This is a genomic window from Cupriavidus taiwanensis, assembly GCF_900249755.1.
GTDB lineage: Bacteria > Pseudomonadota > Gammaproteobacteria > Burkholderiales > Burkholderiaceae > Cupriavidus > Cupriavidus taiwanensis_D.
Genome location: NZ_LT976853.1, coordinates 3,120,498 through 3,146,325, shown reverse-complemented (window position 1 = coordinate 3,146,325; position 25,828 = coordinate 3,120,498). Strand labels below are relative to the sequence as shown.

The window sequence follows — 25,828 nt, the reverse complement described above, 5'->3', positions numbered from 1 at the left end:
GCCGATGCACGTAGCCCGAACCATTTTCCCAGGACGCAATCGATGATGGATACTCGCGACCCAAGCGCCACCGCAGCCCAGGCCAACGCTACGCCCCTGCCGCTGGCCGGCGTGCGCGTGCTCGATGTCAGCCAGGTCATGGCCGGCCCTTACGCCTGCATGCTGCTGGCCGACCTTGGCGCCGACGTGATCAAGATCGAGCCGCCGGACGGCGGCGACCAGACGCGCGGCTCGATGGGGTTCAAGATGAAGGGCCCGGACAGCATGGGCTTCCTCAACATGAACCGCAACAAGCGCAGCGTCACGCTGGACCTGAAGACCGAATCCGGCCGCGCCGTGCTGTACCGGCTGGCGGAAACGGCCGATATCCTGGTCGAAAACTATCGCCCCGGCGTGATGAAGCGCCTCGGCATCGACTACGAAACGCTCAGCCAGATCAACCCCAGGCTGGTCTACTGCAGCATCTCGGGCTTCGGCCAGAGCGGGCCGTGGGCCACGCGGCCGGGTTTCGACCTGATGGCGCAGGCGATGTCGGGCGTGATGAGCGTGACGGGCTACCCCGGCGGCGCGCCGGTGAAGGCCGGCGTGCCGGTGGCCGATATCGGCTGCGCGCTGTTCGCGACCTACGGCATGCTCTCCGCCTATATCGGCGCGAAGCAGACGGGCAAGGGGCAGTATGTCGATGCGTCGCTGTTCGATTCGGCGCTGGCGTTCTCGGTGTGGGACACCTGCGAATACTGGGGCACCGGGCGCGAGCCCGAGCCGCTCGGCACGGCCAACCGCATGAGCGCCCCGTACCAGGCGATGAAGGCCGCCGATGGCTATTTCGTGATGGGTGCGACCAACCAGAAGCTGTGGCAGCTGCTGTGCAACACGCTGGACCGGCCCGACCTGCTGGCGGACGAGCGCTTTGCCACCGTCGCGCTGCGCCTGGCCAACCGGCAGGCACTGATCGGCGCGCTGGAAGAGAGCTTCGGCAAGCACAGCGCTGACTACTGGATCGAGCAGCTGCTGGAAGTTGGCATCCCGGCCGGGCCGATCCTGACCTACCCGCAGGCGTTCGACAGCGAGCACGGCAAGCACCGCCAGATGCGCATCGAGATCGATCACCCGATCGAAGGCAAGGTGCCCAATATCGGCTTCGCGGTGAAGATGGGCGGCACGCCGCAGCAGGTGCGGCGCCCGCCGCCGCTGCTGGGCCAGCACACCGGCGAGATCCTGGCCGAGCTTGGCCTGTCGCAGGACGAACAGCAGTCGCTGGCCGCGGCCGGCGCGTTCGGCGCATGAGCGCCCCGCAGCAGGCCCCCGCCGAAGGCCGCGTCACGCTGGCGCGCCAGGGCCGGATCGCGACGCTGACCTTCGACCGCCCGGCCGCGCGCAATGCGATGACCTGGGCGATGTACGAGCAGCTTGCCACGCACTGCCGCACGCTCGCCGCGGAAGGGACTGACGGCGCGCGCGTGGTGGTGCTGCGCGGCGCGGGCGGCGAGGCCTTTGTCGCCGGGACCGATATCGCGCAGTTCCGGCAGTTCTCCGGCGGCGATGACGGGGTCGCGTATGAAGCGCGCATCGACGAGGGCATCGCGCTGGTCGAACAGCTGCCGATGCCCACGGTCGCGGTCATCGAAGGCTGGGCGGTGGGCGGCGGGCTGGCCATCGCCACCGCGTGCGACTTCCGGCTGGCCACGCCGAAGGCCCGCTTCGGCGTGCCGATCGCGAAGACGCTGGGCAACACGCTGTCCGCGTTGAACCTGGCCAGGCTGCGCGCGGCGTGGGGGCTGCAGCCGGTGCGGCGCATGCTGTTGCTCGCGCAGATTCTGGATGCCGACGCGGCGCTGGCCTGCGGCTTCGTCGAGGGCGTGCATGCGCCCGAAGCGCTGGAGGCCGAGGTCACCGCGCTGTGCGAGCGGCTCGGCGCGCTCGCGCCGGTCACGCAGACGGTCATCAAGGAATCGCTGCGCCGCCAGACCGTGGCGGCGGTGGCCGATACGGATGATCTGGTGCGGCAGTGTTATGGCAGCGAGGATTTCCGGGAGGGCGTGGACGCGTTTGTCGGCAAGCGACCGCCGGTGTGGAAAGGGCGTTAAGCCTTCGGTCGCCCGACGCTATAGATAGAAGCGTCGGGCCGATTCACTGGTCGTCAAGTATCGGTTGCTGATGCCGTTCGCTGATGCAGTTCGGCTGTCCAGTTACTTCACCGGCACCGAATAGACCACTCGCACAAACTTGCGCGCCGGCTGCCGGTCCACCACCACGCCGCCCATTGCTTCGGCAATCCGCCGGCTCTTCCAGTTCTGCTCCGCGGCCGGATATACAAACCGCGCTGGCCGAAAGGCGGCTGTCGCCCATGCAGCCACGGCCAGCACCGCTTCCTTGCCATAACCGTGCCCGTGCGCGTCCTCGCGAATCCAGATGCCGAACTCCGGCGCCGGCGTGTCGGCATGATGCAGCCCGGCCAGGCCGAGGAAATGGCCATCGCCGGTGCCGCGCACGGTGAAGACGAAATCGGTCCCGTTCTCCATGGCCGGCAGCCAGGCCTGCCAGACCTCGCGAAATGCCTCGGGCGATGGGGCGGGGTCCCACTCCATATAGCGGGCGAGCGTGGGGGTGATGCAGGGCCACGCCTCGGCGGCGTCGTGCTCCGTGAACGGCGCCAGGGTCAGGCGATCGGAGTGGATTAGCGGAGAGGGCTCAGGCATTGGCGATAGGCTCGTTCGGCGGGCCCGGTGTGAGCGGTTACCCGGCAGTGTACGCCTCACTGTCGCCTTCCAGCGTTGGCCAGCCGTGGCGTGAGGGGGGGGTGACAGCGTCTGCGCAACGCCCTGTTGATGATGCCTGACCTGCCAGAGGTGTTGGTGCTTACAGAGTCGTCTCAACGCTACGAACGCCGCATAGCCGGACAATGCTCCGATCGGATGCTCCAGTCTGATTCTTTGGTTGTCACTTGACAACCGTAGGCCGGGCATCTAGCCTTGGAGACATTGATGGCCCGTGACCAACACCCCAAGAAGGAAATTGAAGGTGCGTTAAGACACGCCGAGTCTTGCGGCTGGCGAGTCGAGGCGGCGAGGGGCAGGGGCCACGCCTGGGGACGGATCTACTGTTCACACAATGACAGTGCGTGCCGTGCTGGGGAGTTCTGTGTCATCAGCATTTATTGCACGCCCAGAAGTCCATCCAACCACGCCACCCGAATCCGTCGGATCGTGGATAACTGCCTGCATCGGCACGAAGTCGTGGCGCCGATCAGGCTGCTGGAGAAACCACCGCCATGGAATACGCGTTCACCTTGAGATACCAGCTGCCCGCGGATGACTGCGATCCCGAAACGCTGGTCGAACGCCTCTACGAAGCCGGATGCGACGACGCAACCGTCGGGACAGGCGTGGTCGGCCGCATCGCGCTTGCATTTGACCGCGAGGCGGAGTCCGCGGCCGACGCCATCGTCAGCGCGCTGACCGACGCCAGGCGCGCCATGCCGTCCGCCACGCTGATCGAAGCGGCGCCAGACCTGGCCGGCCTGACGGACGTTGCCGACATCGTCGGCATGTCTCGCCAGAACATGCGCAAGCTGATGCTCGGCCATCCGGCTTCCTTTCCCCCGCCGGTGCATGAGGGTTCAAGTTCCCTCTGGCATTTGTCGGAGGTGCTCCTGTGGATGAGCGGGAGGGGCTACGAGATCGAACAACCGCTGATGGACGTTGCTGCGGCCGCGATGCAGGTCAACCTGGCCAGGAGCGCCGGCAACATCGTCCCGGCGATGGCGCGCCGGGTTCGCACGCTGGTCGCCTGAAGCGATGCAGGCGGTTCCGGTCCATTCCCGCGCCGTCAGTCGGCTGTTTCATCCCGGGAAAGCTCGAGCAGCAGCGGCTGCGCCAGCCGGTGTTCTTCGCAGTTGTTGCCATCGCCGCCGCGGTCGACCACGGCGAAGCATGAGGGCGCGTCCATGGCCAGCAGCATGTGGTGCCAGACGCCGGCGCGGTAGTTGACGCCTTGCCTGCCATTGGTGATGAACGCGCGCAGCGACTCGGCTTGCAGCGTGTCGCCGGGCGGCGCGACCACGACAAGGAAAGGGCGCTCTGAAAGCGGGATGAACGCCTGGCTGCCAAGCGGGTGGCGCTCCAGCATGGCGATTTCCATCGGGAATGCGTAGGGCCTGGCCTCGAACAGGTTGATCAGGGCCCGGCCGCCGCAAAGTTCGACTGTCGCCAGGTCGTGATGGCGCATGACCATGCCGCCGTTGATCGGAAAGGCGCCCGGATCGCCGGCGGGGCGTGCCTCGATCACGTCCCCAAAGGGCGCAAAGGCGGCCGCGCTCAGCGGCTGCGGATGCAGGCGCAGCCGTGGGGCCGCCGGGCGCGCAAGCGTGGTTTCCATCAATAAGTCTCCAGAACTGAACGATCGCGGCGAGCGGCTGACTGCCAGGAGCGCGATCTTGTAAGCTGCAACTGGTCTGACCAGTTGAGCCAGATTTTGCTAGAAGTTGCGGCCAAGCACAAGCTCCCGCGAGCGGCGGCAATGGCGCTCCCCGCTGCCTTCATCAGGGCTTTCCCCAGACCACGCCGCCTTGACACCGGCAAACGGCCTCCTTACCATTCGGCATCTACTGGTCAGACCGGTATGACTTTGTACCACCGCAACCGGACGGCCTGGCCGAAACTCGAACAAACCAAGGAGACTTCCATGATTCCGACAGAAACCGCGCATGCCGGGCCGGATGCCATATCCGTGCCGCGGGCGCAGGCCCAGGCCAGGGAGGACGCGGTGTACCGCAAGGTTGCCTGGCGGCTGCTGCCGTTCCTGATGCTGTGCTATGTGGTGGCCTACCTGGATCGGGTCAACGTGGGGTTTGCCAAGCTGAACATGCTGGCCGACCTGCAGTTCAGCGAGGCGGTCTACGGGCTGGGCGCGGGGTTGTTCTTTATCGGCTATTTCTTCTTCGAGGTGCCCAGCAACCTGCTGATGCATCGCATCGGCGCCAAGGCCACCATCTCGCGCATCATGATCCTGTGGAGCCTGATCTCCGCGGCGATGATGTTCGTGCAGACCAGCACGCAGTTCTACGTGCTGCGCTTCCTGCTGGGCGCGGCCGAGGCCGGCTTCTATCCCGGCATGATCCTGTACCTGACCTACTGGTTCCCGTCGCACCGGCGCGCGCGCATGGTGGCGCTGTTCATGGCCGCGATCCCGATCTCGGGCATCTTCGGCGGGCCATTGTCGGGCTGGGTGATGGAAGCCATGCACGGCGTCAACGGCCTGCGCGGCTGGCAGTGGATGTTCCTGATCGAGGCCGTGCCGTCGCTGCTGGTGGGCGTGGCCGTGCTCTGGTACCTGGACAACAACATCCAGTCGGCGCGCTGGCTGACGGCGGACGAGAAGGCGCTGCTGGCACGCAATATCGCCGCGGAGAATGCGCAAAAAGCCGCTCATATGTCGCTGCGCACCCTGGTGACGGATCCGCGCGTGCTGAAGATGACGATGATCTGCTTCTGCACGGTGATGGGCCAGTACGGGCTGACTTTCTGGCTGCCCACGCTGATCAAGCAGACCGGCGTGAAAAGCGTGCTGGACGTAGGTTTGCTGACCGCGATCCCGTTCGGCGTGGCGGTGTGTTCGATGATCCTGGTCAGCCGCAGCTCGGACCGCATGCGCGAACGCCGCTGGCACCTGATCGTGCCGTTCTGCTGCGCGGCCACGGGCCTGGTGCTGAGCGCCGTGTTCAGCCACAACACCGCGCTGTCGCTTGCGGCACTGGCGCTCGCAGCCGGCGGCAGCCTGGCCACTTCGCCGCTGTTCTGGAGCCTGCCCACCGCGATCCTGTCGGGCGTGGGCGCCGCGGCGGGGATTGCGCTGATCAACTCGTTCGCCAACCTTGCCGGCTTTATCAGCCCGTACATGATCGGGTTGATCAAGGATGCCACCCAGAGCACGGATGCCGCGATGTTCGTGCTGGCGGCGGTGCTGCTGTGCGGCGCGCTGCTGACATACTCGGTGCCGGCCAAGCTGGTCAACAAGTAAGAGGTGGGGCGGGCCGGTTTGTCGGCTAGAATTTCCGGCAACCGGCGCTGCGTCCTTTGGCGCTTGCCGCCCTTTACGCGTTCCTTTGCACGTTCCTTTGCGCGTCCCTTTACTGGCCAACCCCGCACGTATGACAGGATCTTCCGCCTCCGTCGCCAACCAGGCCGTCAGCCTTATCCAGCAATGGGTGCGCGACGGCACGTTCCCCGCGGGCACGCTGCTGCCGGCACAGCGGGAACTGGCGGCGAAGGTCGGCATCAGCCGGGCGTCATTGCGCGAGGCGATCTCGACCCTGCAGGGCATGGGTGTGGTGGTGTCGCGCCCGGGCAAGGGCGTCTATGTGACCGCCGCCGGCGACAGCGCGGCGGCCACGCCGCCGTGGCGCTTTGCCGCCACGCATTCGCTGATCGATATCTACCAGCTGCGCTTTGCACTGGAAGGGCTGACGGCGCGGCTGGCCGCGCTGGCCATCTCCGCTGACGAGATCGAACAGCTGCGCCAGAATGCGGCCACGATGCAGCGGGCGATCGAGGCCGATGCCTATGATGAGGCCTCGCAGCTGGACTATGAGTTCCACACGCTGATCGTCACGGTGTCGGGCAACCAGGTGATCCGCGAAATCCTGCGCGAAAGCGCCGAGGTGATGCGCGAGAGCCAGCGCCTGCCGTACTACCGGCGCGGCGCGCGCAACGCCACCTTCCTGGAGCACAGCGCCATCATTGAGGCACTGGCCGCGCGCCAGCCGGAACAGGCGCAGCGCGCGATGGAGCGCCACATCATGCTGGCGGCACGCCGGGCCGGCGTGCATTTCCCCACTGGCGACGAAAAAGACAATTGATCCCCGGCCGGACCTCAGTCCAGCCGGAACACCCCGACCGCCCGGTTCAATCCTTCGGTCTGCTCCCGCTGCGCCCGGGCGGCTTCGGCCGCGCCGGCCACCAGTTCGGCGTTCTCCTCGAATGCCGCCTGGATCTCGGCCACGCGTTGCGCCATGCCCTCGATGCCGCTGCGCTGGTGGTCGCCCAGCGTCGCCAGTTCTTGCACCAGCGCGGCCAGCTGGCCGATGCTGGCCACTACCTCGTTCATGGTCTCGCCGGTATGGCCCACCAGTTCGGTGCCGGCGTGGGCGCGCTCGACCGAGGTATTGATCAGGCCGCGGATCTCCCGCGCGGCGGCGGCGCAGCGATGCGCCAGTTGCCGCACCTCGCCGGCCACCACGGCGAAGCCCTTGCCGTGCTCGCCGGCGCGCGCGGCCTCGACGGCGGCGTTCAGCGCCAGGATGTTGGTCTGGAAGGCAATGCTGTCGATCACGCCGATGATCTCGGTGATGCGGCCGCAGGCTTCGTCGATCTCGCCCATGGTCTGGATCACCGACAGGATTTCGCCGCTGCCGCGCGCCACCACGGCGCTGGAGGCGCCGGCCAGCTCGCAGGCACCGCGTGCCTGGTCGGCGCTGGCGCGGGCGGACTGGGTCAGCGCCTGCATGTCGTGCATGGTCTGGGCGACCACGCGTGCCTGGGCCTCGGTGCGGCGCGCGACGGTGGCGCTGGTGTCGAGTATGTCGCCCGCGGCGTTGGCCACGGTGCCGGCGGTGTCGCGTACCTGCAGCAAGGTCTGGCGCACGGTGTCCAGCGTCTTGCGGAAGGCGCGGGCGAAATCGCTGGCGGGGTCGTTGCCGTCGCCGGCCAGTGTCAGGTAGCCGGGTTCGCGGCCGATGCCCGCGGCCAGCGCGCTCAGTTCATCGGCGGAATGCGCGTCGCGTTCCAGCCGCCAGGCGATCACGCACAGCACGGCGGTCTGCGCGATGACAAAGGCCGCGTGGAACAGCACCATGTTGAAGCTGGGATCGGTGAAGCAGATGGTGTTCCAGCCCCATTGCTGGAAGAAGTTGAAGCTCAGGTGATGCAGCGCGATCGCCAGTGCCGCCAGCAGGATCACGCGGAAGTCGCGATAGGCCAGCAGCATCGACAGCGAGACGAACACCAGGAAGTGGAATTCCACCTGTCCGTGCGCCTGGTGGATCAGCAGCGCGACAAAGGCCATCATCAGCACCGCCATCGCCAGCCGCGTGGCGAGGCGGGCGGGCAGTGCCACCGCCATCAGCGTGCCGAGCGACGCGATCGGCAAGCCCAGCGTCAGCGTCAGGCCGGTCGAGCCATAATGGTTGCCGACCACCAGCGACAGCAGGCCAAGCAGCCACAGCATCGCCGTCATCAACCGGTCCGCGCGGCGATGCACGCCTTGCAGCAACGGCGTGTGCGGCGCGGCCGGTGCGGCAACGGAAGGGCCCGCGGCGCGGCGGGCAGGGATGGTCGCGGACAGGCGTCCGGACAGGGCGTGGTCGGCGCTGGTCATGGTTCCCCCGCAGCGTAGTTCGAGAAGACGCTGCACCCCGTCCGCATGTGTCGTTATTGTTCTAATGCCTTTGTTTTCAGTGTTGCGCGGCTGATTATATCGATGCCCATGGCGCGCGGCGGGCTTTGCCGCCGCGGTGCAACACTGCGGGAAAAATGCTGCAATTGAGTGATGGTCGAGGTCGGCGCGAGCGGCTACGATGTCGGGCGCTGCAGCGCCCCGCGCAAGCCTCGCGGTTCAATCCAGCAGCGCCACCTGCACGTCGCGCGTCCCCTGGTACGGGTTGCGGCCGTGCCAGACCTGGAGGTTGTCGAGCACCATCACGTCACCATCGTGCCATGGCCAGCTGTAGGTAGTCTGGTCGCACAGCTGGTCGATATGGGCGCGTTCGGCATCGGTCAGCGGTTCGCCATTGCCGAGCGTGGCGCCGGTGGGGTATTTCTGGCGTCGGCGCCGTTCCTGTTCCTGCTCGGGATGCTCCACCTGCGGCCGCATATGCAGGATCGAGCGGTACAGCTTGCGCCCGGTCTGCGGATGCGCGACGAACGGCTCCAGCGCATTGAGCACGGTCAGGCTGCCATCTTCATGCCACACCGGCTCCAGCCCGCGCTCGGCGCACAGGCGGTTGACCTCGGCCGGGTCCTCGGTATGGAACGACTGGTTCCAGCCACGCTCGTCCATATGCGCGTAGGACGCATCGTCGGCATCGCGTCGCGGGCCGAAGTTGATGGCGGTACGGGATCCCAGCGTGGCGATCTTGCCGGCAAGTTCCGGATCCATGCGCTCGGCAAGGTGGCGCACGTCGGCGATCAGGGTCTCGCCGCCCACCTCGGCGGTCTTGCGCGAGAAAAAGGCGATGCGGCGCGGATAGTCGCGGCGATAGGCCATTTCTGAATGCACCGCCAGGCGCACGCTGGCCGACAGCCGCGTGGCTTCCATCACGCGGCCGCTGATGGTTTCGCGCGGGGCGCGGCCACCTGCGTAGCCGCCGTCAAACGCGGGAAACTGTTCGATAAAGTCGGCAAAGTCTTCCGTGCCGGCGGTGGGAAAGCCGCGCAGCACGATGCCGCCATGCTCGACGATCAACGCATCCAGCGCGGGGCGCGCCGCGCGCGACCACAGGCGGAAGCGGCCGCGGTCGCGCAGCACTTCGCCGGCGGGTTCGATGAACAGCGGCGGGCGGCCGGGCTGCAGCACGTGGCAGCGCACGTCCGGGCCAAGGTCGGGTACTGGCACCGCAAAGGTCGTGGCATCGGCCAGGGGGCTGGCTTGGGTCATCGTTGTCTCCATTTAGTCATCGGTCGGGCCGGGGCTCAGGCCCGGTAGGAAGGGTCGATGCGGTCCAGCTCGCGCCGCACCGCAGCCCATTCGCGCTCGCCGCGGATGGCCACGCGGCCGAAGGCCTTGCGGCTGGCTTCCAGCGACGCCTGCGACGGCATCGTCAACTCGCCGCCGGCCATGGCATCGACCTGGATCTTGCAGGCCGTTTCCAGCCAGTAGATGTTGAAGAAGGCTTCGGCGATGGTGCGGCCGCAGACCAGCAGGCCGTGGTTACGCAGGATCATGGCGTGGTGCTGGCCCAGGTCCTGCACCAGCTGGCCTTGCTGCGCCAGGTCCACCACCGGGCCGGAAAAGTCGTGGTACGCGATGCGCCCGTAGAACATGTGCGCGTGCTGCGATACCGGCAGCAGCCCGCACGCCATCGCCGAGACGGCCGACGCCGCCCGCGTATGCGTGTGCAGCACGCACAGCGCGTCGTGGCGCGCGGCATGCACGGCGGTGTGGATCACGTAGGCGGCGGGGTTCAGCCCCAGTTCCCCGGCATCGCCTTCGGGCCGGTAGACGATGTCGCCATTCAGGTGGATCTTGTACAGGCTGGTCGCGGTCACTTCCTGGTACAGCAGGCCGTACGGGTTCAGCAGGATGTGCTCCGGCTCGCCCGGCACGCGCGCGGTGATGTGGTTGTAGATCAGGTCGGTCATGCCGTACCGGTGGACGGCGCGATACAGCGCCGCCAGCTCGATGCGGGTGGCCCACTCGGCGTCAGTGATGGCGGCGGGGCGGATGGGTTCGGCTTCGCTCATGTCAGGGCTCCTTGGCGCGCGCGGGGTCAGTCCAGCCGGATGCCCAGTTCCGCCACCAGCCGCTTGTCGCTGGCGAACTGCGACGCCGCGTAGTGCTGGTAGTCGGCGGTATTCATATAGCGGTTGGGCATCGATTCGGCTTCCAGCGCGCGCACGTAGGCGGGGTCCGACGTGGCCTGGCGGAAGGCATCGTGCAGCGTCGCGACCACCGCCGGGTCCAGCGCGCGCGGGCCCGCGATGCCGACTTCCGACTGCACGGTGATGTCGTAGCCCAGTTCGCGCAGCGTCGGCACGGCCTGCCAGCGCTTCAGGCGCTGCGGCTCGGCCACGGCCAGCAGGCGCACCTTGCCGGCTTCAGCCATGGCGCCCCAGCCGGCTTCGATCATGACGTCGACATGGCCGCCCAGCAGCGCCGACAGCGCATCGGCGCCGCCCTTGAACGGGATGAAGTTGAGCTTGATGCCGGCCTGCTGCTCCAGCCGCCGCACGGTGATCTGGCCGAGCGAACCGGTGCCGACGGCAGCCACGTTGACCTTGCCGGGGTTGGCGCGCGCGTGTCCGATGAAGTCGCCGAAGCGCTGCCACGGCGAGCCTGCCGGCACGGAGATGCCATAGACATAGCTGGTCAGGCCGATGATGTAGGTAAAGTCCTTGATGGCGTCGTAGCTGACCGGCTGCAGGTGCGGCAGGCGGAACAGCGCGGGCGTGATCAACGCCAGCGTGTAGCCGTCGCGCGCCGCGCTGCGCGCCATCGCGGCGGGCCCCAGCGTGCCGCTCACGCCGGGCTGGTTCTGGATCACGATCGGCTGGCCCAGCGTCTTCGACGCCGCCAGGCACAGCGCGCGCATCTGCACGTCGGTGGCGCCGCCGGCGGTGAAGGGCACGATCAGGGTGATGGGGCGCGCGGGCCAGGCCTGGGCGCGCGCGGCGGCGGGCAGGCCGAGCGCGGCCACGGCGGGGATGAGCGCCGCGGCCGGCATGGCCTTCAGCATTGCGCGCCGGCCGGCATCGGGGGAGCGCTGGGGGCAGTGGGGGCGGGGCATGGGGGTCTCCTGGTCTGGTCTGCGGCAGCGCGGGCGGGCTGCTTGCCGGATGCGTTCAGCGCGTCCCGTGTGTCCGGGCTGTGGCTGATCGCCGTCCTGTGCTGCCTGCGGAAAAGTCTATGGTGGCTGCGCGAGTGCCGCGATGCCGGCACCCGGCAAAGCGATTCCGAACTGGAATCGCGCACTAGAATGTCCGCGCCGGCCTGGCAAGCTCGCCACGCCCATCCAACCCATGGAATCGGAATCGCATGAAGACCGAAGACCTCCGGCTGTTCCTGGCGGTCGCCGAGCACGGCAACCTGCACAAGGCCGCTGGCACGCTGGGGCTGACCCAGTCGTCACTGTCGAAGGTATTGGCGCGGCTGGAGGCGGAGGCCGGCCTGCAGCTGTTCGAGCGCATGCCGCGCGGCGTCATGCTGACCGCCGTTGGCCGCAAGTTGCAGGCGCATGCACGGCGCATCGTGCTGGCCAATGACGATATGGAGAACGAGATCAACGACGAGCGCCAGGCGCGCGTTGGCCAGGTGCGCGTGGCGACGCTGCCGCACGTGGTGCCGTCGCTGTTCGCGCCGCTGCTGGAGCAGTTCCTGCTCAGCCGGCCGCTGGCCCGGTTCTCGATTGCCACCCACCTGAGCCCGCAGCTGATGGCCGCGCTGCAGGACGGCGAGGTCGACCTGGTTTGCGCCGCCATGCCGGACGGGGCCGCCGCGGGCGTCGAGTACCTGCCGCTGGGGGCGCTGACGCTGCAAGTGGTGGCGCGTGCAGATCACCCGCGGCGCGCGCGCCTGCGCTCGCTGGCCGACCTGGTGGACGAGCATTGGGTGGCGCCCGCCACCTCGCTCTATGTGCGCAGCGGCTTCGAGGAACGCTTTACCAGCCGCGGGCTGCCGCCGCCCCGCGTGACCGTTGAAAGCACCAGCTCGTCGGTGTCGTTTGCCGACCTGCTGCGCAACACTGACCTGCTTGGCATCATGCCGCAGCGCCTGCTGGGGCAGGCGGTGGGGCTGGGGCTGCAAGCCATCGAGGGCGAGGGCATGTGCTGGCAGTATGAGCTGGCGGTGTTCTGGCGCTCCAGCGCCTATCTTTCGCCGCTGTGCCGCGACTTTCGCGACGCGCTGGTGCGGTGGTGCGCGGAAGCCGGCATCTGACCCAAGACGCCCGCGCTGCCACCCTCACTCCAGCCGAATATTGTTCTCCTTGATCACGTTACCCCAATACGCCTGATCAGCACGGGTCGTCGCCGCAAAAGCCGCCGGCTGCGTGGTCTTGACGATCAGCCCCAGCTCCCCCAGCCGTTGGCGGATGTCGGCCGCGGCCATCACCGTTTCGACGTCGGCTGCGATCTTGTCGACGATGGCCTGCGGCGTGCCGGCCGTGGTGAACAGGCCCAGCCACGCCGGGCCGTCCAGCCCCTTGAAGCCGAGTTCCTGGAAGGTGGGCACGTCGGGCAGCATCGGCGCGCGGGTGTTGCCGGTCACGGCCAGCGGCTGCAGCTTGCCGGTGCGCGCGTGCTGGCGCACTGTCATTGGCGACAGCGTGCCCAGCGAGATCTGGCCGCCGATCAGGTCGGTGGCAATCGGCGCTTCGCCCTTGTACGGCACGTGGACCAGCTGGGCGCCGGCATCCTTCAGGAAAACCTGCATGTAGAGATGGGCGCCGGTGCCGATGCCGTAGGTGCCATAGGAATATTTGTCCGGCTGGGACTTGGCCAGGGCCACCATCTGCTGCAGCGTGCGCGGCATGGTGCTGCTGGCGGTCAGCACCAGGCTGGAGGTGCATAGCTGGCCGATGGCGGTCAGGTCGCGCAGCGGGTCGAACGGCGGCTTGGCCACCATATAGGGCGTCTGCACCAGGCTGGGCAGGCCCAGCAGCAGCGTGTAGCCGTCGGGCTGCGCCTTGGCGACCACGTCGGCGCCGATCATGCCGCCCACGCCGGGCCGGTTCTCGACGATCACCGGGCGCTGCCACAGCTTGCCGAGCGGGTCGCCCAGCGCGCGCGCCAGCACGTCGGTGGCGCCGCCGGGCGGGTAGGGCACCACCAGCCGCACCGGGCGCGCCGGCCAGGATTGCTGGGCCCGGGCCGGTCCGATGCCCAGGGTTGTCGCGGCGGCGGCCAGGGATCCGGCTCCCAGCCAGTGCAGGGCCTTGCGGCGGTCGGCTTGCATGATGTCTCCTCCAGTGGTTGACGTCGTGTCGGCATGCGGCCCGGGCGGCAGTGCGCCAGTGGGCCACGGCAAGGCGCAGCGTACGAGGCCGCGGCGCTGCGCGGCATCGACGGAATGGACGAGAACCGTGGGGAGTACTTACCCGGATCGGGTTTGCGCAGGGGCGGATGCGGCAGTGCCGCAATCGAGCCGCGGCATCGCTTATGATGGGCGCCCGCTGCCGGCGCGGTCAGTCTGATCGCTTGTGCGGCGTTTGATCCATTTCCAGCTTGATCCAACATGGCCCGCCTCAAACTCGACCTGCCTGCCGACCAGCTTTGCTATGCCACGCACCTCACTGTGCGCGTGACGGACATCAATTCGGCCAATCACCTTGCCAATGATTCGATGATCTCAATGATTTCGGAGGCGCGGGCGCGCTTCCTGTTCGAGTTCGGCAGCGAGGACGTGCGCGAGGAAGGGGTCGGCATCATCGTCACCGACCTGGCCACGATGTACCGCAACGAGGCCCATGCGCGCGACCAGCTGCTGTTCGAGGTGGGCGTGATGGACTTCAACAAGTACGGCGGCGACATCATCTTCCGCATCACGCGGCCGGCCGATGGCGCGCTGATCGCGATGGCCAAGTCGGGCTTTGTTTTCTTCGACTACGTGGCGAAGAAAGTGGTGGCGATGCCGGCGGGGTTCGCCGGGCGCTTCCCGAAGGTGAACTGGGTGGAGTAGCCGATGGCGTGGCGCTGTCCGCTGACAGCGCCACGTGCTTGCGCGGGATGCGGCTCAGGCCTTGCGCTCGCCGCCAAGCGCCTCGGTCAGGTCGACCAGCATGCCGGACAGCTCGCCCGCCATCATGGTGAAGTCCGCGTCGAAGCGCTCGTCTTCGTCGTGCGCGGTGCCGTCGGCCTGTTCCTTGATCACGTCGAGCGGCGCGACTTTCTTGACCACCAGACCGTCGGTCAGCACGAACGAGACGCGGTCGTTCCAGGTCATCGCCAGGCGCGTGCAGCGCTTGCCGGCGGCGATATGGCGGCGCAGGTCTTCCGGGTCGAGCGGGTGGCGCACGTAGCGGACCGTGGCCTTGCTTTCGGCGCCGGACTGCAGCTCGATTTCCTGGTCGACGGTAAAGCCGGCGGGGGCCGCATCGCCGGCCAGCCATTCGGTCATGGCCGCCACCGGCGACTGGTTGACGTGCAGGTTGATCAGCGGCAGCGGATCCAGCGCCTTGAACAGCATGCCGCGCACTTCATCGGCCTTGGCCGCGGCGGCGGCGTCGATGGCCAGCCAGCCGTTGTCCGGATCGATCCACACGCGCGTGTCGCGGCGGATGCTGAAGGCGCGCGGAAGCAGTTCTTCGGTGACCTGCTCCTTCAGTTCCTTCATTTGCTTGCGGCCGGGCTTGTAGCCTTGCTGCTCTTCGATCTCGGCGGCGCGGGCGCGCGTGACCTGGTTGACCACGGTGGTGGGCAGCAGCTTTTTTTCGGTGCGCAGCGTCAGCAGCATCTGGCGGCCGACGGTATGGACCAGCTGGCCGTTGTCACGCGGCGAGGCCCAGCCCTGCGTCTGCATTTCGAGACTGGTGCCGGGAAAGAAGGCGTGCTTCGCCAGGCTGGCTTCGACCTCGTCGGCGCTCAGCGACCACGGGGCGGAGAAACGATGGACCTGCAGATTCTTGAACCACATGGGGAATTCGGCCAAAGGGACGAATTCTAACGCCCCGCGGCGCGCGGCCGCGAAAAATGCCCGCGCCGCGCGACGCGCCGGCCGCGCGGCGGCAACCGCAAAGCGCTGCTACAGGTCGAGCCTGGTGATCTTGCTGCCCTCGAAACTCAGGCCCGCCATCAGGCCGGCATTGGTCATGACGAAGCCGACGATGGGCTGCTGGGCGGTATTGGTATCCAGTACGCCGTTTGCGCCAACGGTCGCCAGCGCGACGGTGGCATCGACGCCCGCGGTCCAGCCGCTGCTGCGCATGAATTTGTCGTAGGCGTCCTGCGTCATGAACATCAGGATCACCGACTTGGACTGCGCACCGATCTGCCAGCCCACCGAGCCTGAGATCAGCCGGTAGTAGCCGCGCGTGCCGCCGCCAGAGCGCAGCGTGCCGTCGCCATACTCGCCGCCGACGATAAAGCCCGCCGACAGGGTCTTCGGGAACACCAGAATGCCGCGCGCGCGGCTGCCCAGCTCGCGCGCGCCGTTGACCGAGCCGTACAGACGCGACAGCGTGGCGTCCGAGCCGGAATCCAGTTCACGCCGGCGCGCGGCCTTGTCGGCGGGCGCATCGGGCTTGGTGGTGGTGCACGCGCCGGTGGCCAGCGTGCCGAGGGCCAGACCCGCGCTGGCCGAAAGGAAGGTTCGACGTTTCATCTCGTCTCCTTGGTGTTGTTGTCGCCTTTGAAGCATAGGCGCCGAAATCACCCGGGTAAAAGATTCACGCCGCCGAGTCGTTTCCATTTGTGACGAAGGTGGTGCGCGACGGCCGTTCGCGGCAAGAATAATGGGCCTTGCGCCCGGTACGTCCCATGGCTGGTGGATCGCCATGTGACCGCCGCTGCGCCGCCACTGCATTTGCATCTTGACCCGCTATGAAGAAACTTCTCACCGCCTTGCCGCTGTTGCTGCTGGCCGCATGCGCTTCCCAGCCTCCGGGGGCTACCGCTGACGCAGCCGCCGCGGCAGGGTCTGCCGCGGCGGCCGACGCCGGCAGCGAATGGCAGGCGCTGCGCGCCAAATACATGGATTGCACGCAGAAGAAGGCGAACGGCAACCTGTCGGCCAAGGGCCATTCGAAGGACGTGGCCGACCTGGCGCTGTCCGCGTGCCAGCCCGAGCTGGACGCGATGCACAATGCGTTCCGCAGCTATCTCGATGCGCAGATGTCGTCGTCGCACGGCAAGAGCAGCGCGCGCCAGGCAGCGGCGCGCGTCACCAGCGACACCCGCGACAAGGCGCGCAACTACCTGGTGCGCTACGTCGAGCGCGAGCGCTACCTAGCTCGCCAGAACTGACGGCGAGCCTGCGGCAGCTCAGAGCATTTCCAGCGCCCCCGGGCCGTCGGGCGGCGGGAAGATGCGGTCGATCTCGGCCAGCTGGGCGGGCGACAGCGGCTTCGACAGCGCCTCCAGGTTTTCCTGTAGCCGATCGCGCCGGCTGGTCTTGGGGATGGCGATGACGCCGTCCTGCGCCAGCAGCCAGGCCAGCGCCGCCTGCGCCGCGCTCATGCCGTGGTCGCGCGCGAAGCGCTTCAGCCCGGGATGCCCCAGCAGGCGCGACTGTTCGATCGGGGAATACGCCATCACCGGCACGCCGCGCTGGCGCAGCCACGGCAACAGGTCCCATTCGATGCCGCGCCGGCCCAGGTTGTACAGCAGCTGGTTGGTGGCCACGCGGCTACCGCCCGGCGCGTCCCACAATTCCTGCATATTGGACAGGTCCAGGTTGCTGACGCCCCAGTGGCGGATCTTGCCGTCGCGCTGCAAGGCCTCCATCGCCTGCACGGTCTCTTCCAGCGGCACGCCGCCGCGCCAGTGCAGCAGGTAAAGGTCGATGCGGTCGGTGCCCAGCCGCTGCAGGCTGCGCTCGCAGGCCTGCACGGTGCCGCGCCGGCAGGCGTTGAAGGGATAGACCTTGCTGACCAGGAAGGCCTGGTCGCGCCGGCCGGCGATGGCCTCGCCGATCATGGCCTCGGACTGGCCTTCGCCGTACATCTCGGCGGTATCGATCAGGCGCAGGCCCAGGTCCAGCCCCAGGCGCAGCGTGGCGATCTCTTCCGCGCGCGCGGCGGCCGACTCTCCCATATTCCATGTGCCCATGCCGAGCGCCGGGACGCGCTCGCCGTCGGGCAGGGTGACTTGCTTCATTGCTTGGCTTCCAGTTTGGCCGCGGGTTGGGCGCCCGGCGGCACCCAACCACACTAGTTAACAACACCGGCAATGTACAACCCGCGCGCGCCGGCAATGCTTCAAACCAGTCCGGTCAGAAAATACAGCGCGATGACGAAGAACACCGCGGCGGTCTTGATCAGCGTGACCGCGAAGATATCGCGGTAGGACTCGCGGTGGGTCAGGCCGGTCACCGCCAGCAGCGTGATCACCGCGCCGTTGTGCGGCAGGGTGTCCATGCCGCCGCTGGCCATCGACACCACGCGGTGCAGCACCTCCAGCGGGATCTGCATGGCCTGCGCGCCCGCGATAAAGGTCTGCGACATCGCCGCCAGCGCAATGCTCATGCCGCCCGAGGCCGACCCGGTGATGCCGGCCAGCGTGCTGACCGAGACCGCGGCATTGACCAGCGGGTTGGGGATGGCGCGCAGCGCATCGCTGACCACCAGGAAGCCCGGCAGCGCCGCGATGACGCCGCCGAAGCCGTATTCCGACGCGGTGTTCATCGACGCCAGCAGCGCGCCGCCGACCGCGCCCTTGGTGCCCTCGGCAAAACGCTCGCGCAGGGCGCCGAAGGCGGTCAGCAGCACCACGGCGATGCCCAGCAGCAGCGCGCCTTCCACCGCCCAGATCGCGGTGACGCTGGCGATGCTGGTTTCCACCGGCGTGGCCAGGCCGGGCAGCGCCACGCTGCTGGATTCGCCGTACCACTGCGGAATCATCCGCGTCAGCCAGAAGTTGGCCACGCCCACCACCACCAGCGGCAGCAGCGCCAGCAGCGGGTGCGGCAGCTTGCCGGCCTGGCTGCGCTCGGGCTCGTTGCGCAGGTTGGTGCCATAGCCCTCGCCGCGCGCGGCGGCGGCGCGGCGGCGCCATTCCAGGTAGCTCAGGCCCACCACCAGGATAAACAGCGAGCCCGCCACGCCCAGCACCGGCGCGGCCCACGAGGTGGTGTTGAAGAAGTTGGTGGGAATGATGTTCTGGATCTGCGGGGTGCCCGGCAGCGAATCCATGGTGAACGAGAACGCGCCCAGCGCGATCGCGCCCGGCATCAGTCGCTTGGGGATGTTGCTCTGGCGATACAGCTCGGCGGCGAACGGGTAGACCGCGAACACCACCACGAACAGCGACACGCCGCCATAGGTCAGCAGCGCGCACACCGTGACGATTACCGCGTTGGCGCGCGACCGCCCGATATAGCGGATCGCCGCGGCGACGATGGACTCGGAAAAGCCCGACAGCTCGACTACCTTGCCGAACACCGCGCCTAATAAGAAGACAGGGAAATACAGCTTCACGAAGCCGACCATCTTCTCCATGAAGATGCCGCTGAACACCGGCGCCACCGCCGACGGCTCGGTCAGCAGCACCGCCGCCAGCGCGGCGATCGGCGCGAACAGGATCACGCTGTAGCCGCGGTACGCGGCGAACATCAGGAAGGCAAGGGCTGCCAGTACGATCAGGAACGACATCGGATCTCCTTCAGGGTTGCCTTCTCCTGAGGTGCGGTCCGTTGCCGCGCGGGGGCCTGCGCTTGTGGCGCGTTGTCTCTTTCTGTGCGTCAGGAAAAGGGATCAGCCGGGGACTGTGCCACAGCTTGGCCGGCGGCGAAACCTCGCGGCTCGCCGCCGGCCGGTGCGCTGGCGCCGGCCGGCGTGAAGGAGCGGGGCGGCTTCACCCGTGCTGGTGACGATACTCCTGCGTGCGCCCGCCGTAGCCATACGCCGCGGCGCGGGCGTCGATCACGTGGACGTAGGAGACCGGATGCAGGTTGCCCAGCAGCCCGGACATGGTCTCGAACACGGCCGCGATGAACTGCGCCTTCTCCGCCTTGGTGTTGGTTTCATCGGTCACGCTGATGTCAAGGTGGAAGGCGTTGCGGCCCTGCTCGGACAGCGGCGCGTCGCCGATGATCCAGCTGTCGTGCGGGATGTACTGGACCGTGACGGCGATCACGTCGCGCCGCTTGCCGAGCACGCGCTCGGTCAGGTCGGCGATCGCCTTGGCGCTGCGGCGGGTGAGGTCGGCATCGGCTTGGCCGGACAGGTGCAGGACGATGTGGGGCATGGCGGGCTCCTTGGGTTTGAGCGGGTGGGTGAAGCCATGGTAGGGCGTGGTGTAGTATCGGAATAGCGGGAATAATCGATGCCTTCCATCGGCTATCCCGAATCAATTCGACCCTGCCGGAGACCAGCCATGCGTGGATTCGACACCGACCAGTTGCGCACCTTCGTGACGGTTGCCGACAGCGGCAGCCTGTCGGCCGCCGCGCCCAGGCTGTTCCTGTCGCAGTCGTCGGTCAGCGAGCAGCTGCGCAAGCTGGAAGAGCGCGCCGGCGTGCCGCTGCTGACGCGCGGCCGCCACGGCGCGCAGCTGACGCCGGCCGGACAGCGCTTGCTGGATCATGCGCGGCGCATCCTGGCGCTGAACGAACTGGCGCTGCAGGAGCTGCGCGGCCACGCGCTGGAGGGCGAGCTGCGCCTGGCGGTGACCGACTACTTCCGTCCGGGCGAGATCGCCGGCATGCTGCGCCGCCTGCGCGAGCGCTATCCGTACCTGCGCCTGCACGTGACGGTGATGAAGAGCGCGGCGATCGATGCCGCAGAGGCGCGCGACGCCTTCGATATCGGCCTCAGCATGCGGCTGCCCGGCACGCGCGGGCCGGCCGCGCGCGGCACCGTGCTGCGCCGCGAGCCGCTGGCCTGGGTGGCGGCGCCGGCCGAGGCCGACAGCCTGCCCGCGACCCTGCCCCTGGTGCTGCTGCCCGACACCTGCTCGCTGCACCAGTACGTGGTGCAGCGGCTGCTGCGCAAGCGGGTGCCGTTCGAGATCGCGCACTCGGCGTCAGGCGTGGCGGGGCTGCACCTGGCGCTGGCGGCGGGGCTGGGCCTGTCGTGCCTGAACGCGTCGGCGATCGGGCCCGGCGTGGCGCCGCTGGACGCTGCCACGGTCGCGCGGCTGGGGTTGCCGCGGTTGCCGGAGGCGGAGTTCTTCCTGCTGCCGGCGCGGCGCGGGGAGTCGGCCTTCATTGCGGAAGCGCGCGATGCGCTGGCCGCACAACTGGCCTAGCAGGACCGCCTGGAGTCAGAAAAAGATGACAAAGGGATCACAGACCGGATGCCGCCATCGGCCCCGGTTGTGTTGAAAGCAACATATCCGGAGTGGGAATAGGAATAATTCGCAATCTCGTTGACCATGACAATCCCGTAATCGATAATGCGCCCGCATTTCCAAATTATTACAGTCGATTACAGGCCAATGAGAATAAAACTTCACCCGATTTGTGCCGCGGTGGCGGGGAGCTTCGTTTTTCAACCGGTGCTGGTGTGGGCACAAGCCGCACCGGCGGCGCCGGCGCAGTTGCCGGAGGTCACCGTCAAGGCGGACGTCAGCCGTGAACTGGGCACGGGCTACAACCCGCCCAATGCGGTCAGCGCGACCAAGACCGAGGCGCCGCTGCGCGACGTCCCGCAAACCGTCAACGTGGTCACCGCCGATGTCATGCGCGACCAGCACGCCACCTCGATGCAGGACGCGCTGAAGAACGTGCCGGGCGTGTCGTTCTCGCACGGCGACGGCCAGCGCGACCAGGTCTCGATCCGCGGCTTCACCGCGATCGCCGACCAGTTCGTCGACGGCATCCGCGACGATGCGCTGTACTTCCGCGACATGTCCAACGTCGACCGCGTCGAGGTCATCAAGGGACCGGCGGCGGTGCTGTACGGGCGCGGCTCGTCGGGCGGCCTGATCAACCGCGTGACCAAGAAGCCTGGCATCGACGTCACCGACTTCGCGCTCAGCTACGGCATGTGGGCCGACCGCCGCGCCGAAGCCGACGTGGGCCGCGTGTTTGCCGACGGCGCCGCCGCGTTCCGCGTGACCGGCGCGGTGCAAAAGGCCAACAGCTACCGCTCGCAGCAGTTCCTGGACCGCGCGGCGATCGCGCCGTCGCTGGAGCTGCGCGTCGCGCCCGAGACCACCGTGCTGTTCCAGGCCGACTACCTGGAAGACCGGCGCGTGACCGACTTCGGCATCCCGGCTTACCGCGGGCGGCCGGTGGACGTGCCGGCGTCGCGCTACTACGGTGCGGCCAACGCGCGCGATGCTGACTACTCGCAGTCGCGTGTGTTCTCCGGTACCGCCACGATCAACCATCGCTTCAATGAGAACTGGTCGATCCGCAATGCGACGCGGTATTACCACTACTCGCTGGACCGGAACAACACGCTGACCGCCGCGGTCAACGAAGCGACGCAACGGCTGACCATGAACCACGGCAATGTCCGCCGCGAGGAACATGGCTGGTTCAACCAGACCGACCTGATCCAGAAGGCGACGCTCTTCGGCACCCGGCACGAGATCCTGTACGGCATGGAGATCGGCCAGCAGAACAAGGACCAGATCAACAACACCAAGCCGGTGCCGGGCACCTTCGACCTGTTCAACCCGGTGCTGCCGGTGCTGCCGCGTCAGGCGCCGGGCAACCCGACCACCTCGAACCTGGGCATCTTCAATACCCTGGCGTTCTACACCCAGGACATGATCACCTTCAGCGAACAGTGGAAGGCGCTGGTGGGTGTGCGCTACGACAACTTCCAGCAAGAGACCCGCAACCGCATCGCCGGCCAGCGCGATCTGTCGCGAACCGACACTGCCTGGAGCCCGCGCGCGGGCCTCGTTTGGCAGCCGACCAAGACCCAGTCGTACTACGTGTCCTGGAGCAAGTCGTTCCAGCCGTCGGGCGAAGCGTTCGCCGTGGCAGCAAACAATGCGGATCTCGGTCCGGAGAGCACTAGGAATACGGAAGTCGGTGCCAAGTATGACTGGCTGAACGGCAAGGCCAGCACCACGATCTCGGTGTTCCGCCTGGAGCGCAGCAATATGAAGGTGCAGAACGCTGCCGGCAACGCCATTCTCCCGATTGGCACGCAACGGACCGATGGCGTGGAATTGTCCGGCGCCGCAGAACTGCCGCAAGGCTGGCGTGTCCTGGCAGGCTACGCGTATCTTGACGCCCGGGTCACTAACTCCACCCAGATCGATGCCGGACAGCCGGTGCAGGGCAAGCGCGCGACGATTACGCCGATGCACAGCGGCAACGTCTGGCTGACCAAGGATCTGGGTCACGGCTTCGGCGTGGGCGCGGGCCTGAACCTGGTCGGCAAGCGCTTCGCGAATCCGGGCAACACCGTGACGCTGCCCGGCTACGTCACCGCCGACGCGATGGCCTGGTACCGCCGCGGCGCCTTCGAGGCGCAGCTGAACGTGTACAACCTGCTCGACAAGGGCTACATCGTCTCGGCGCACGGCACCAACGCCAACCTGAACATGCCGGGCGCTCCGCGCAGCGTCATGGCCACGCTGCGCTACCGCATGTAAAGCGCAGCATCGGGGACAAAAAAACCGGGCGGTTCATCACCGCCCGGTTTTTTTTTTCGCCTGCTGTTCCCGCTTCAGCCGGGCATGCAACGGCATGCCCCGGAGAAACCCTGAGTGCCGGCAGCGCTCAGTGCTCGCGCTCCCAGGTCTGGGTGCGCCCGATCAGGCTGATGCCGATGAAGCCGCGCACGTTGAGCTTGTTGCCATCCTCGGCCAGCGACATCTTGCTCTTGTAGACCTTGCCGTTCTCCGGATCGAGGATCTCGCCGCCGCTCCACTCGTTGTCGCCGGTCTTGCGCAGGCCCGACAGGATGGTCATGCCGATCAGCGGCTGGTCCTTGCGTGCGTCGGTGCACTTGTCGCACACCCGCGGCTTGCCGTCGCTGTCGACGAAGCTCTTGAGCAGGCGTCCGCTGTAGACGCCGTTCTTCTCGGTGATCTCCACCAGCCCGCGCGGCTTGCCGGTGTTGTCGTCGATGGTCTTCCAGGTGCCGCTGGGCGTGGCCTGCGCCAGCGCCGCGGCGCTGGCGAGCAGGGTGGCGGCGAGCACCGCGGCGCGCACGGTGCAAGCAAGGAGGGAAGGGCTGCGCATGATGTCTCCTGTGAGGTTCGTAGCCACGCCAATCTACTGGCGCAGCCGCCGCGCCGCAATCCGGCGCGGCGCGGCGCGCGCCGCTGCGCCGCGCTTGCCCGCTTCCGGCCAGGCCGCATGCAGCGGTCGTTTGCGGGTTTTTGTGGCGCAGCAAAACGGCCTGCGCACGGCCGCTGAAGCAATCCTCTAAGCGGACGTACGACGCACCAGCCACCACCCTTGCCGCGTGCTTCGCGACGGCGCGAACGCATCCCGCCAAGCGCGGCGCGCGCGCACCGGATCGCGCGGCGAGCGAGTGCGCCAGGCCTGCGCGACGAGAGTTCGTCGCGGCGACTGCCGGAGTGTTGCCGCGATGCTTCGCGATCGTCGCGGCTTGGCTTGATCGCAACGCTTCGATGCCGCCGCGATGTCCTTGCGATGCTGTTTCGATGTTGCGTCGATGCAAACCGTTGCGTGCACGCATCACTCTCGCGCGTGCTCGGCGATGGCGTCGCGCGACGACTCACGACGATGTTGTCGAGCGCTGAGCGCAACGCGGTGCGCGCGTGCCGGGGCGAGTGTGTAAAGCATGCAGAGCGAGCGCCGGTGTTCGCCTCGCGCGCGTGTCGACGCACGCCGCCGCGCGGCTCGCGGCGTGCCGCGCGCGCATCGGGGCATCGCCCGCAAAGCCTTTGTCCATGCGGCTTTTCGGAAAGTGCGATGACGTGCGGCGGGGCCTTTCACCGTCGCCGCGCGCATGCTGCGAAGCTTGTCATCGGTGCGTGCGACGGTGTGTAAAAGCTGCGGCGCGCGCAGTCGGCGAACGGGTGTCGCGCAGCGTGCGCGAGCGCGCGTGATGGGTCGCTGCATGGGCATGCGCGCGACGCGTCTGCATGTCGTCGGCAACGTCTTCGTAACGACGCGCGTGAGATCTAGTTGGAGCGATGCAGGCAGGCAAGTTTTTTTGCACTTTTTTCTTAACATCATGGTGCAAACGAATTATGATTCGCCTTGACAAGAGTCTCACTTCATTGCAGCGAAGCAGGAAGCAAGATGGAACCGAAAAGCGCGATGCGCGCTTCGATGCAATGACGAAGGTAGTCGCTGAGGAGCACGAGAACTTTGACGCAGACCAGGCCCGACCGGCTTCTTAAAACGCGTGCAGTCTCCTTTGGTCGCTCTTTTGGTCCATTGACGGGTTGGACCCGCTACCACCGAATGAATGCCGCCTGCCGTGCGCGAGGCCAAGCCCGCACCGCAGGCCAGCTGTCCGATATCTCCTCATTTCTGGCCGCGCGCCGGCTCAACGGGCGGTGCGGGCGGATCGAATATTCCAGGGCGCGGCATGTGCCCGAGACCCGCTTGCGGGCTCGCTCCGGCCGCCAAGTCACCGCCACGGGCGGTGCGCCTGCAACCGAATTCATTAGCGTGCAGCAGTGGTCGAGCCGCACGCCGATGAATCGCTCGCTCGACTGGGGCCGCGCTGATGTGGCGCGCCTCGGGTCGGTCGGGTCGCCAACTTAGGTCATTCGATATTCACTCTCTAGTGAAGGAGTTATCCATGGCAACTGCTGCAAAGAAAAAGCCGGCGGCTAAGAAGGCCGCCAAGCCGGCCGCCAAGAAGGCTGCTGTGAAGAAGGTCGCCGCCAAGAAGGCTGCACCGGCCGCCAAGAAGGCAGCCGCCAAGAAGGCACCGGCCAAGAAGGCCGCGGTGAAGAAGGTCGCCGCCAAGAAGGCCGCACCGGCCAAGAAGGCAGCCGCCAAGAAGGCACCGGCCAAGAAGGCCGCAGTGAAAAAGGTAGCCGCCAAGAAGGTCGCGACCAAGAAGGTTGCAGCCAAGAAGGCAGCACCGGCCAAGAAGGCCGCGGTGAAGAAGGTCGCCGCCAAGAAGGCAGCACCGGCCAAGAAGGCAGCCGCCAAGAAGGCGCCCGCCAAGAAGGCCGCTGCCAAGAAGGCTGCACCGGCCAAGAAGGCTGCTGCGAAGAAGCCGGCCGCCAAGAAGGCTGCCGCCAAGAAGCCGGCTGCCAAGAAGGCTGCCGCCAAGCCTGCCGCGGCCCCTGCCGTTGCTCCCGCTTCGGCTGCCAAGACCGCGCTGAACCCGGCTGCTGCCTGGCCGTTCCCGACGGGCAACCGTCCGTAAGCTGCGCCGCCACGGCGTGGATCCTACCCGTTCCGCAAGGAACCACAACGGCACGCAAGTCGTGCCTGCATGACCGGATACCGCGTATCCGGTCCGCAAGACACCTGGTCTTGCCGACCCGCCGATGGCAACCGCCCGGCGGGTTTTTTCATGGGCGCGCGGGCCGGGCCACGGCAAGGCAGGAATGCCGGGCGG

The 25,828-nt window shown here is 67.5% G+C and carries 24 protein-coding genes; 11 read left to right on the top strand and 13 right to left on the bottom strand.

Annotated elements, in window-relative coordinates:
* Window positions 1-45 precede the first annotated feature (45 nt).
* Both CBM2594_RS14390 and CBM2594_RS14385 read left to right on the top strand, forming a co-directional pair.
* Window positions 46-1,287 carry a CaiB/BaiF CoA transferase family protein gene (locus tag CBM2594_RS14390; RefSeq protein ID WP_116357791.1) on the top strand — a complete coding sequence of 414 codons (1,242 nt, stop codon included), beginning with the start codon at window positions 46-48 and terminating at the stop codon, window positions 1,285-1,287.
* Window positions 1,284-2,087 carry an enoyl-CoA hydratase/isomerase family protein gene (locus CBM2594_RS14385; RefSeq protein WP_116357418.1) on the top strand — a complete coding sequence of 268 codons (804 nt, stop codon included), beginning with the start codon at window positions 1,284-1,286 and terminating at the stop codon, window positions 2,085-2,087. The genes CBM2594_RS14390 and CBM2594_RS14385 overlap by 4 nt, the downstream gene beginning before the upstream one ends.
* A gap of 102 nt (window positions 2,088-2,189) precedes the next feature.
* Here the strand turns inward: CBM2594_RS14385 and CBM2594_RS14380 are convergent, their stop codons facing one another.
* The gene (locus CBM2594_RS14380; protein WP_116357417.1) at window positions 2,190-2,699 is read right to left on the bottom strand and encodes a GNAT family N-acetyltransferase; all 510 of its coding nucleotides are present in this window, start codon (window positions 2,697-2,699) and stop codon (window positions 2,190-2,192) included.
* A gap of 572 nt (window positions 2,700-3,271) precedes the next feature.
* On the opposite strand from CBM2594_RS14380, the gene CBM2594_RS14375 reads away from it, so the two are divergent.
* Window positions 3,272-3,793: a helix-turn-helix transcriptional regulator gene (locus tag CBM2594_RS14375; protein WP_116357415.1), complete on the top strand. Its 522-nt coding sequence runs from the start codon at window positions 3,272-3,274 to the stop codon at window positions 3,791-3,793.
* A gap of 35 nt (window positions 3,794-3,828) precedes the next feature.
* Here the strand turns inward: CBM2594_RS14375 and CBM2594_RS14370 are convergent, their stop codons facing one another.
* Window positions 3,829-4,377, bottom strand: coding sequence for an ureidoglycolate lyase (locus tag CBM2594_RS14370; RefSeq protein WP_116357414.1), 549 nt, complete (start codon window positions 4,375-4,377; stop codon window positions 3,829-3,831).
* A 306-nt stretch (window positions 4,378-4,683) separates the two neighbouring features.
* Between CBM2594_RS14370 and CBM2594_RS14365 the strand changes: the two genes are divergently transcribed.
* Window positions 4,684-6,018, top strand: a complete 1,335-nt coding sequence (locus tag CBM2594_RS14365) for an MFS transporter (RefSeq protein WP_116357413.1) — start codon at window positions 4,684-4,686, stop codon at window positions 6,016-6,018.
* A gap of 130 nt (window positions 6,019-6,148) precedes the next feature.
* Window positions 6,149-6,856, top strand: coding sequence for a FadR/GntR family transcriptional regulator (locus CBM2594_RS14360; RefSeq protein WP_116357412.1), 708 nt, complete (start codon window positions 6,149-6,151; stop codon window positions 6,854-6,856).
* Window positions 6,857-6,870: 14 nt separating this feature from the next.
* On the opposite strand, the gene CBM2594_RS14355 is transcribed toward CBM2594_RS14360, so the two are convergent.
* From CBM2594_RS14355 to CBM2594_RS14340, 4 genes are all read right to left on the bottom strand, one after another.
* Window positions 6,871-8,373: a methyl-accepting chemotaxis protein gene (locus CBM2594_RS14355; RefSeq protein WP_116357411.1), complete on the bottom strand. Its 1,503-nt coding sequence runs from the start codon at window positions 8,371-8,373 to the stop codon at window positions 6,871-6,873.
* Window positions 8,374-8,610: 237 nt separating this feature from the next.
* Window positions 8,611-9,651, bottom strand: a complete 1,041-nt coding sequence (locus tag CBM2594_RS14350) for a TauD/TfdA family dioxygenase (RefSeq protein ID WP_198048130.1) — start codon at window positions 9,649-9,651, stop codon at window positions 8,611-8,613.
* A gap of 35 nt (window positions 9,652-9,686) precedes the next feature.
* Window positions 9,687-10,457, bottom strand: a complete 771-nt coding sequence (locus CBM2594_RS14345; protein ID WP_116357409.1) for a class II aldolase/adducin family protein — start codon at window positions 10,455-10,457, stop codon at window positions 9,687-9,689.
* A 26-nt stretch (window positions 10,458-10,483) separates the two neighbouring features.
* Window positions 10,484-11,500 (bottom strand): tripartite tricarboxylate transporter substrate binding protein, encoded by a 1,017-nt coding sequence (locus tag CBM2594_RS14340; protein ID WP_116357408.1) that lies wholly within the window; start codon window positions 11,498-11,500, stop codon window positions 10,484-10,486.
* Window positions 11,501-11,748: 248 nt separating this feature from the next.
* Between CBM2594_RS14340 and CBM2594_RS14335 the strand changes: the two genes are divergently transcribed.
* Window positions 11,749-12,648, top strand: a complete 900-nt coding sequence (locus CBM2594_RS14335; protein WP_116357407.1) for a LysR family transcriptional regulator — start codon at window positions 11,749-11,751, stop codon at window positions 12,646-12,648.
* Between the two features lie 24 nt (window positions 12,649-12,672).
* Here the strand turns inward: CBM2594_RS14335 and CBM2594_RS14330 are convergent, their stop codons facing one another.
* A complete protein-coding gene (locus CBM2594_RS14330; protein WP_116357406.1) occupies window positions 12,673-13,665 on the bottom strand; it encodes a Bug family tripartite tricarboxylate transporter substrate binding protein in 993 nt (330 codons plus the stop codon).
* 279 nt (window positions 13,666-13,944) lie between these two features.
* On the opposite strand from CBM2594_RS14330, the gene CBM2594_RS14325 reads away from it, so the two are divergent.
* Complete coding sequence (locus CBM2594_RS14325; RefSeq protein WP_116357405.1) at window positions 13,945-14,388, top strand: thioesterase family protein; 444 nt, start codon at window positions 13,945-13,947, stop codon at window positions 14,386-14,388.
* A gap of 54 nt (window positions 14,389-14,442) precedes the next feature.
* On the opposite strand, the gene CBM2594_RS14320 is transcribed toward CBM2594_RS14325, so the two are convergent.
* Together CBM2594_RS14320 and CBM2594_RS14315 are read right to left on the bottom strand one after the other, a co-directional pair.
* Window positions 14,443-15,342 carry a recombination-associated protein RdgC gene (locus CBM2594_RS14320; RefSeq protein WP_116357404.1) on the bottom strand — a complete coding sequence of 300 codons (900 nt, stop codon included), beginning with the start codon at window positions 15,340-15,342 and terminating at the stop codon, window positions 14,443-14,445.
* Between the two features lie 108 nt (window positions 15,343-15,450).
* On the bottom strand, window positions 15,451-16,029 hold the full coding sequence (locus CBM2594_RS14315; RefSeq protein ID WP_116357403.1) for a BPSL1445 family SYLF domain-containing lipoprotein: 579 nt from the start codon (window positions 16,027-16,029) through the stop codon (window positions 15,451-15,453).
* A gap of 218 nt (window positions 16,030-16,247) precedes the next feature.
* Between CBM2594_RS14315 and CBM2594_RS14310 the strand changes: the two genes are divergently transcribed.
* Window positions 16,248-16,670 carry a hypothetical protein gene (locus CBM2594_RS14310; protein ID WP_116357402.1) on the top strand — a complete coding sequence of 141 codons (423 nt, stop codon included), beginning with the start codon at window positions 16,248-16,250 and terminating at the stop codon, window positions 16,668-16,670.
* An 18-nt stretch (window positions 16,671-16,688) separates the two neighbouring features.
* Here CBM2594_RS14310 and CBM2594_RS14305 read toward each other — a convergent pair whose 3' ends face one another.
* From CBM2594_RS14305 to CBM2594_RS14295, 3 genes are all read right to left on the bottom strand, one after another.
* Window positions 16,689-17,522 (bottom strand): aldo/keto reductase, encoded by an 834-nt coding sequence (locus CBM2594_RS14305; protein ID WP_116357401.1) that lies wholly within the window; start codon window positions 17,520-17,522, stop codon window positions 16,689-16,691.
* 101 nt (window positions 17,523-17,623) lie between these two features.
* A complete protein-coding gene (locus CBM2594_RS14300; protein WP_116357400.1) occupies window positions 17,624-19,015 on the bottom strand; it encodes a GntP family permease in 1,392 nt (463 codons plus the stop codon).
* A gap of 202 nt (window positions 19,016-19,217) precedes the next feature.
* Window positions 19,218-19,610, bottom strand: a complete 393-nt coding sequence (locus tag CBM2594_RS14295; protein WP_116357399.1) for a tautomerase family protein — start codon at window positions 19,608-19,610, stop codon at window positions 19,218-19,220.
* A 129-nt stretch (window positions 19,611-19,739) separates the two neighbouring features.
* Between CBM2594_RS14295 and CBM2594_RS14290 the strand changes: the two genes are divergently transcribed.
* Window positions 19,740-20,612 (top strand): LysR family transcriptional regulator, encoded by an 873-nt coding sequence (locus CBM2594_RS14290; RefSeq protein WP_116357398.1) that lies wholly within the window; start codon window positions 19,740-19,742, stop codon window positions 20,610-20,612.
* A gap of 189 nt (window positions 20,613-20,801) precedes the next feature.
* A complete protein-coding gene (locus CBM2594_RS14285) occupies window positions 20,802-22,922 on the top strand; it encodes a TonB-dependent receptor (protein WP_116357397.1) in 2,121 nt (706 codons plus the stop codon).
* A 127-nt stretch (window positions 22,923-23,049) separates the two neighbouring features.
* Here the strand turns inward: CBM2594_RS14285 and CBM2594_RS14280 are convergent, their stop codons facing one another.
* A complete protein-coding gene (locus CBM2594_RS14280; RefSeq protein ID WP_116357396.1) occupies window positions 23,050-23,514 on the bottom strand; it encodes a DUF2147 domain-containing protein in 465 nt (154 codons plus the stop codon).
* A gap of 1,540 nt (window positions 23,515-25,054) precedes the next feature.
* Here CBM2594_RS14280 and CBM2594_RS14275 point away from each other — a divergent pair.
* The gene (locus CBM2594_RS14275) at window positions 25,055-25,633 is read left to right on the top strand and encodes a histone H1-like DNA-binding protein (protein ID WP_116357393.1); all 579 of its coding nucleotides are present in this window, start codon (window positions 25,055-25,057) and stop codon (window positions 25,631-25,633) included.
* The last annotated feature ends 195 nt before the right edge of the window (window positions 25,634-25,828 follow it).

Coding starts and splice junctions, on each gene's coding strand:
- CBM2594_RS14390 (WP_116357791.1), top strand. CDS start 46: ATGGATACTCGCGACCCAAGCGCCACCGCAGCCCAGGCCAACGCTACG.
- CBM2594_RS14385 (WP_116357418.1), top strand. CDS start 1,284: ATGAGCGCCCCGCAGCAGGCCCCCGCCGAAGGCCGCGTCACGCTGGCG.
- CBM2594_RS14380 (WP_116357417.1), bottom strand. CDS start 2,699: ATGCCTGAGCCCTCTCCGCTAATCCACTCCGATCGCCTGACCCTGGCG.
- CBM2594_RS14375 (WP_116357415.1), top strand. CDS start 3,272: ATGGAATACGCGTTCACCTTGAGATACCAGCTGCCCGCGGATGACTGC.
- CBM2594_RS14370 (WP_116357414.1), bottom strand. CDS start 4,377: ATGGAAACCACGCTTGCGCGCCCGGCGGCCCCACGGCTGCGCCTGCAT.
- CBM2594_RS14365 (WP_116357413.1), top strand. CDS start 4,684: ATGATTCCGACAGAAACCGCGCATGCCGGGCCGGATGCCATATCCGTG.
- CBM2594_RS14360 (WP_116357412.1), top strand. CDS start 6,149: ATGACAGGATCTTCCGCCTCCGTCGCCAACCAGGCCGTCAGCCTTATC.
- CBM2594_RS14355 (WP_116357411.1), bottom strand. CDS start 8,373: ATGACCAGCGCCGACCACGCCCTGTCCGGACGCCTGTCCGCGACCATC.
- CBM2594_RS14350 (WP_198048130.1), bottom strand. CDS start 9,651: ATGACCCAAGCCAGCCCCCTGGCCGATGCCACGACCTTTGCGGTGCCA.
- CBM2594_RS14345 (WP_116357409.1), bottom strand. CDS start 10,457: ATGAGCGAAGCCGAACCCATCCGCCCCGCCGCCATCACTGACGCCGAG.
- CBM2594_RS14340 (WP_116357408.1), bottom strand. CDS start 11,500: ATGCCCCGCCCCCACTGCCCCCAGCGCTCCCCCGATGCCGGCCGGCGC.
- CBM2594_RS14335 (WP_116357407.1), top strand. CDS start 11,749: ATGAAGACCGAAGACCTCCGGCTGTTCCTGGCGGTCGCCGAGCACGGC.
- CBM2594_RS14330 (WP_116357406.1), bottom strand. CDS start 13,665: ATGCAAGCCGACCGCCGCAAGGCCCTGCACTGGCTGGGAGCCGGATCC.
- CBM2594_RS14325 (WP_116357405.1), top strand. CDS start 13,945: ATGGCCCGCCTCAAACTCGACCTGCCTGCCGACCAGCTTTGCTATGCC.
- CBM2594_RS14320 (WP_116357404.1), bottom strand. CDS start 15,342: ATGTGGTTCAAGAATCTGCAGGTCCATCGTTTCTCCGCCCCGTGGTCG.
- CBM2594_RS14315 (WP_116357403.1), bottom strand. CDS start 16,029: ATGAAACGTCGAACCTTCCTTTCGGCCAGCGCGGGTCTGGCCCTCGGC.
- CBM2594_RS14310 (WP_116357402.1), top strand. CDS start 16,248: ATGAAGAAACTTCTCACCGCCTTGCCGCTGTTGCTGCTGGCCGCATGC.
- CBM2594_RS14305 (WP_116357401.1), bottom strand. CDS start 17,522: ATGAAGCAAGTCACCCTGCCCGACGGCGAGCGCGTCCCGGCGCTCGGC.
- CBM2594_RS14300 (WP_116357400.1), bottom strand. CDS start 19,015: ATGTCGTTCCTGATCGTACTGGCAGCCCTTGCCTTCCTGATGTTCGCC.
- CBM2594_RS14295 (WP_116357399.1), bottom strand. CDS start 19,610: ATGCCCCACATCGTCCTGCACCTGTCCGGCCAAGCCGATGCCGACCTC.
- CBM2594_RS14290 (WP_116357398.1), top strand. CDS start 19,740: ATGCGTGGATTCGACACCGACCAGTTGCGCACCTTCGTGACGGTTGCC.
- CBM2594_RS14285 (WP_116357397.1), top strand. CDS start 20,802: ATGAGAATAAAACTTCACCCGATTTGTGCCGCGGTGGCGGGGAGCTTC.
- CBM2594_RS14280 (WP_116357396.1), bottom strand. CDS start 23,514: ATGCGCAGCCCTTCCCTCCTTGCTTGCACCGTGCGCGCCGCGGTGCTC.
- CBM2594_RS14275 (WP_116357393.1), top strand. CDS start 25,055: ATGGCAACTGCTGCAAAGAAAAAGCCGGCGGCTAAGAAGGCCGCCAAG.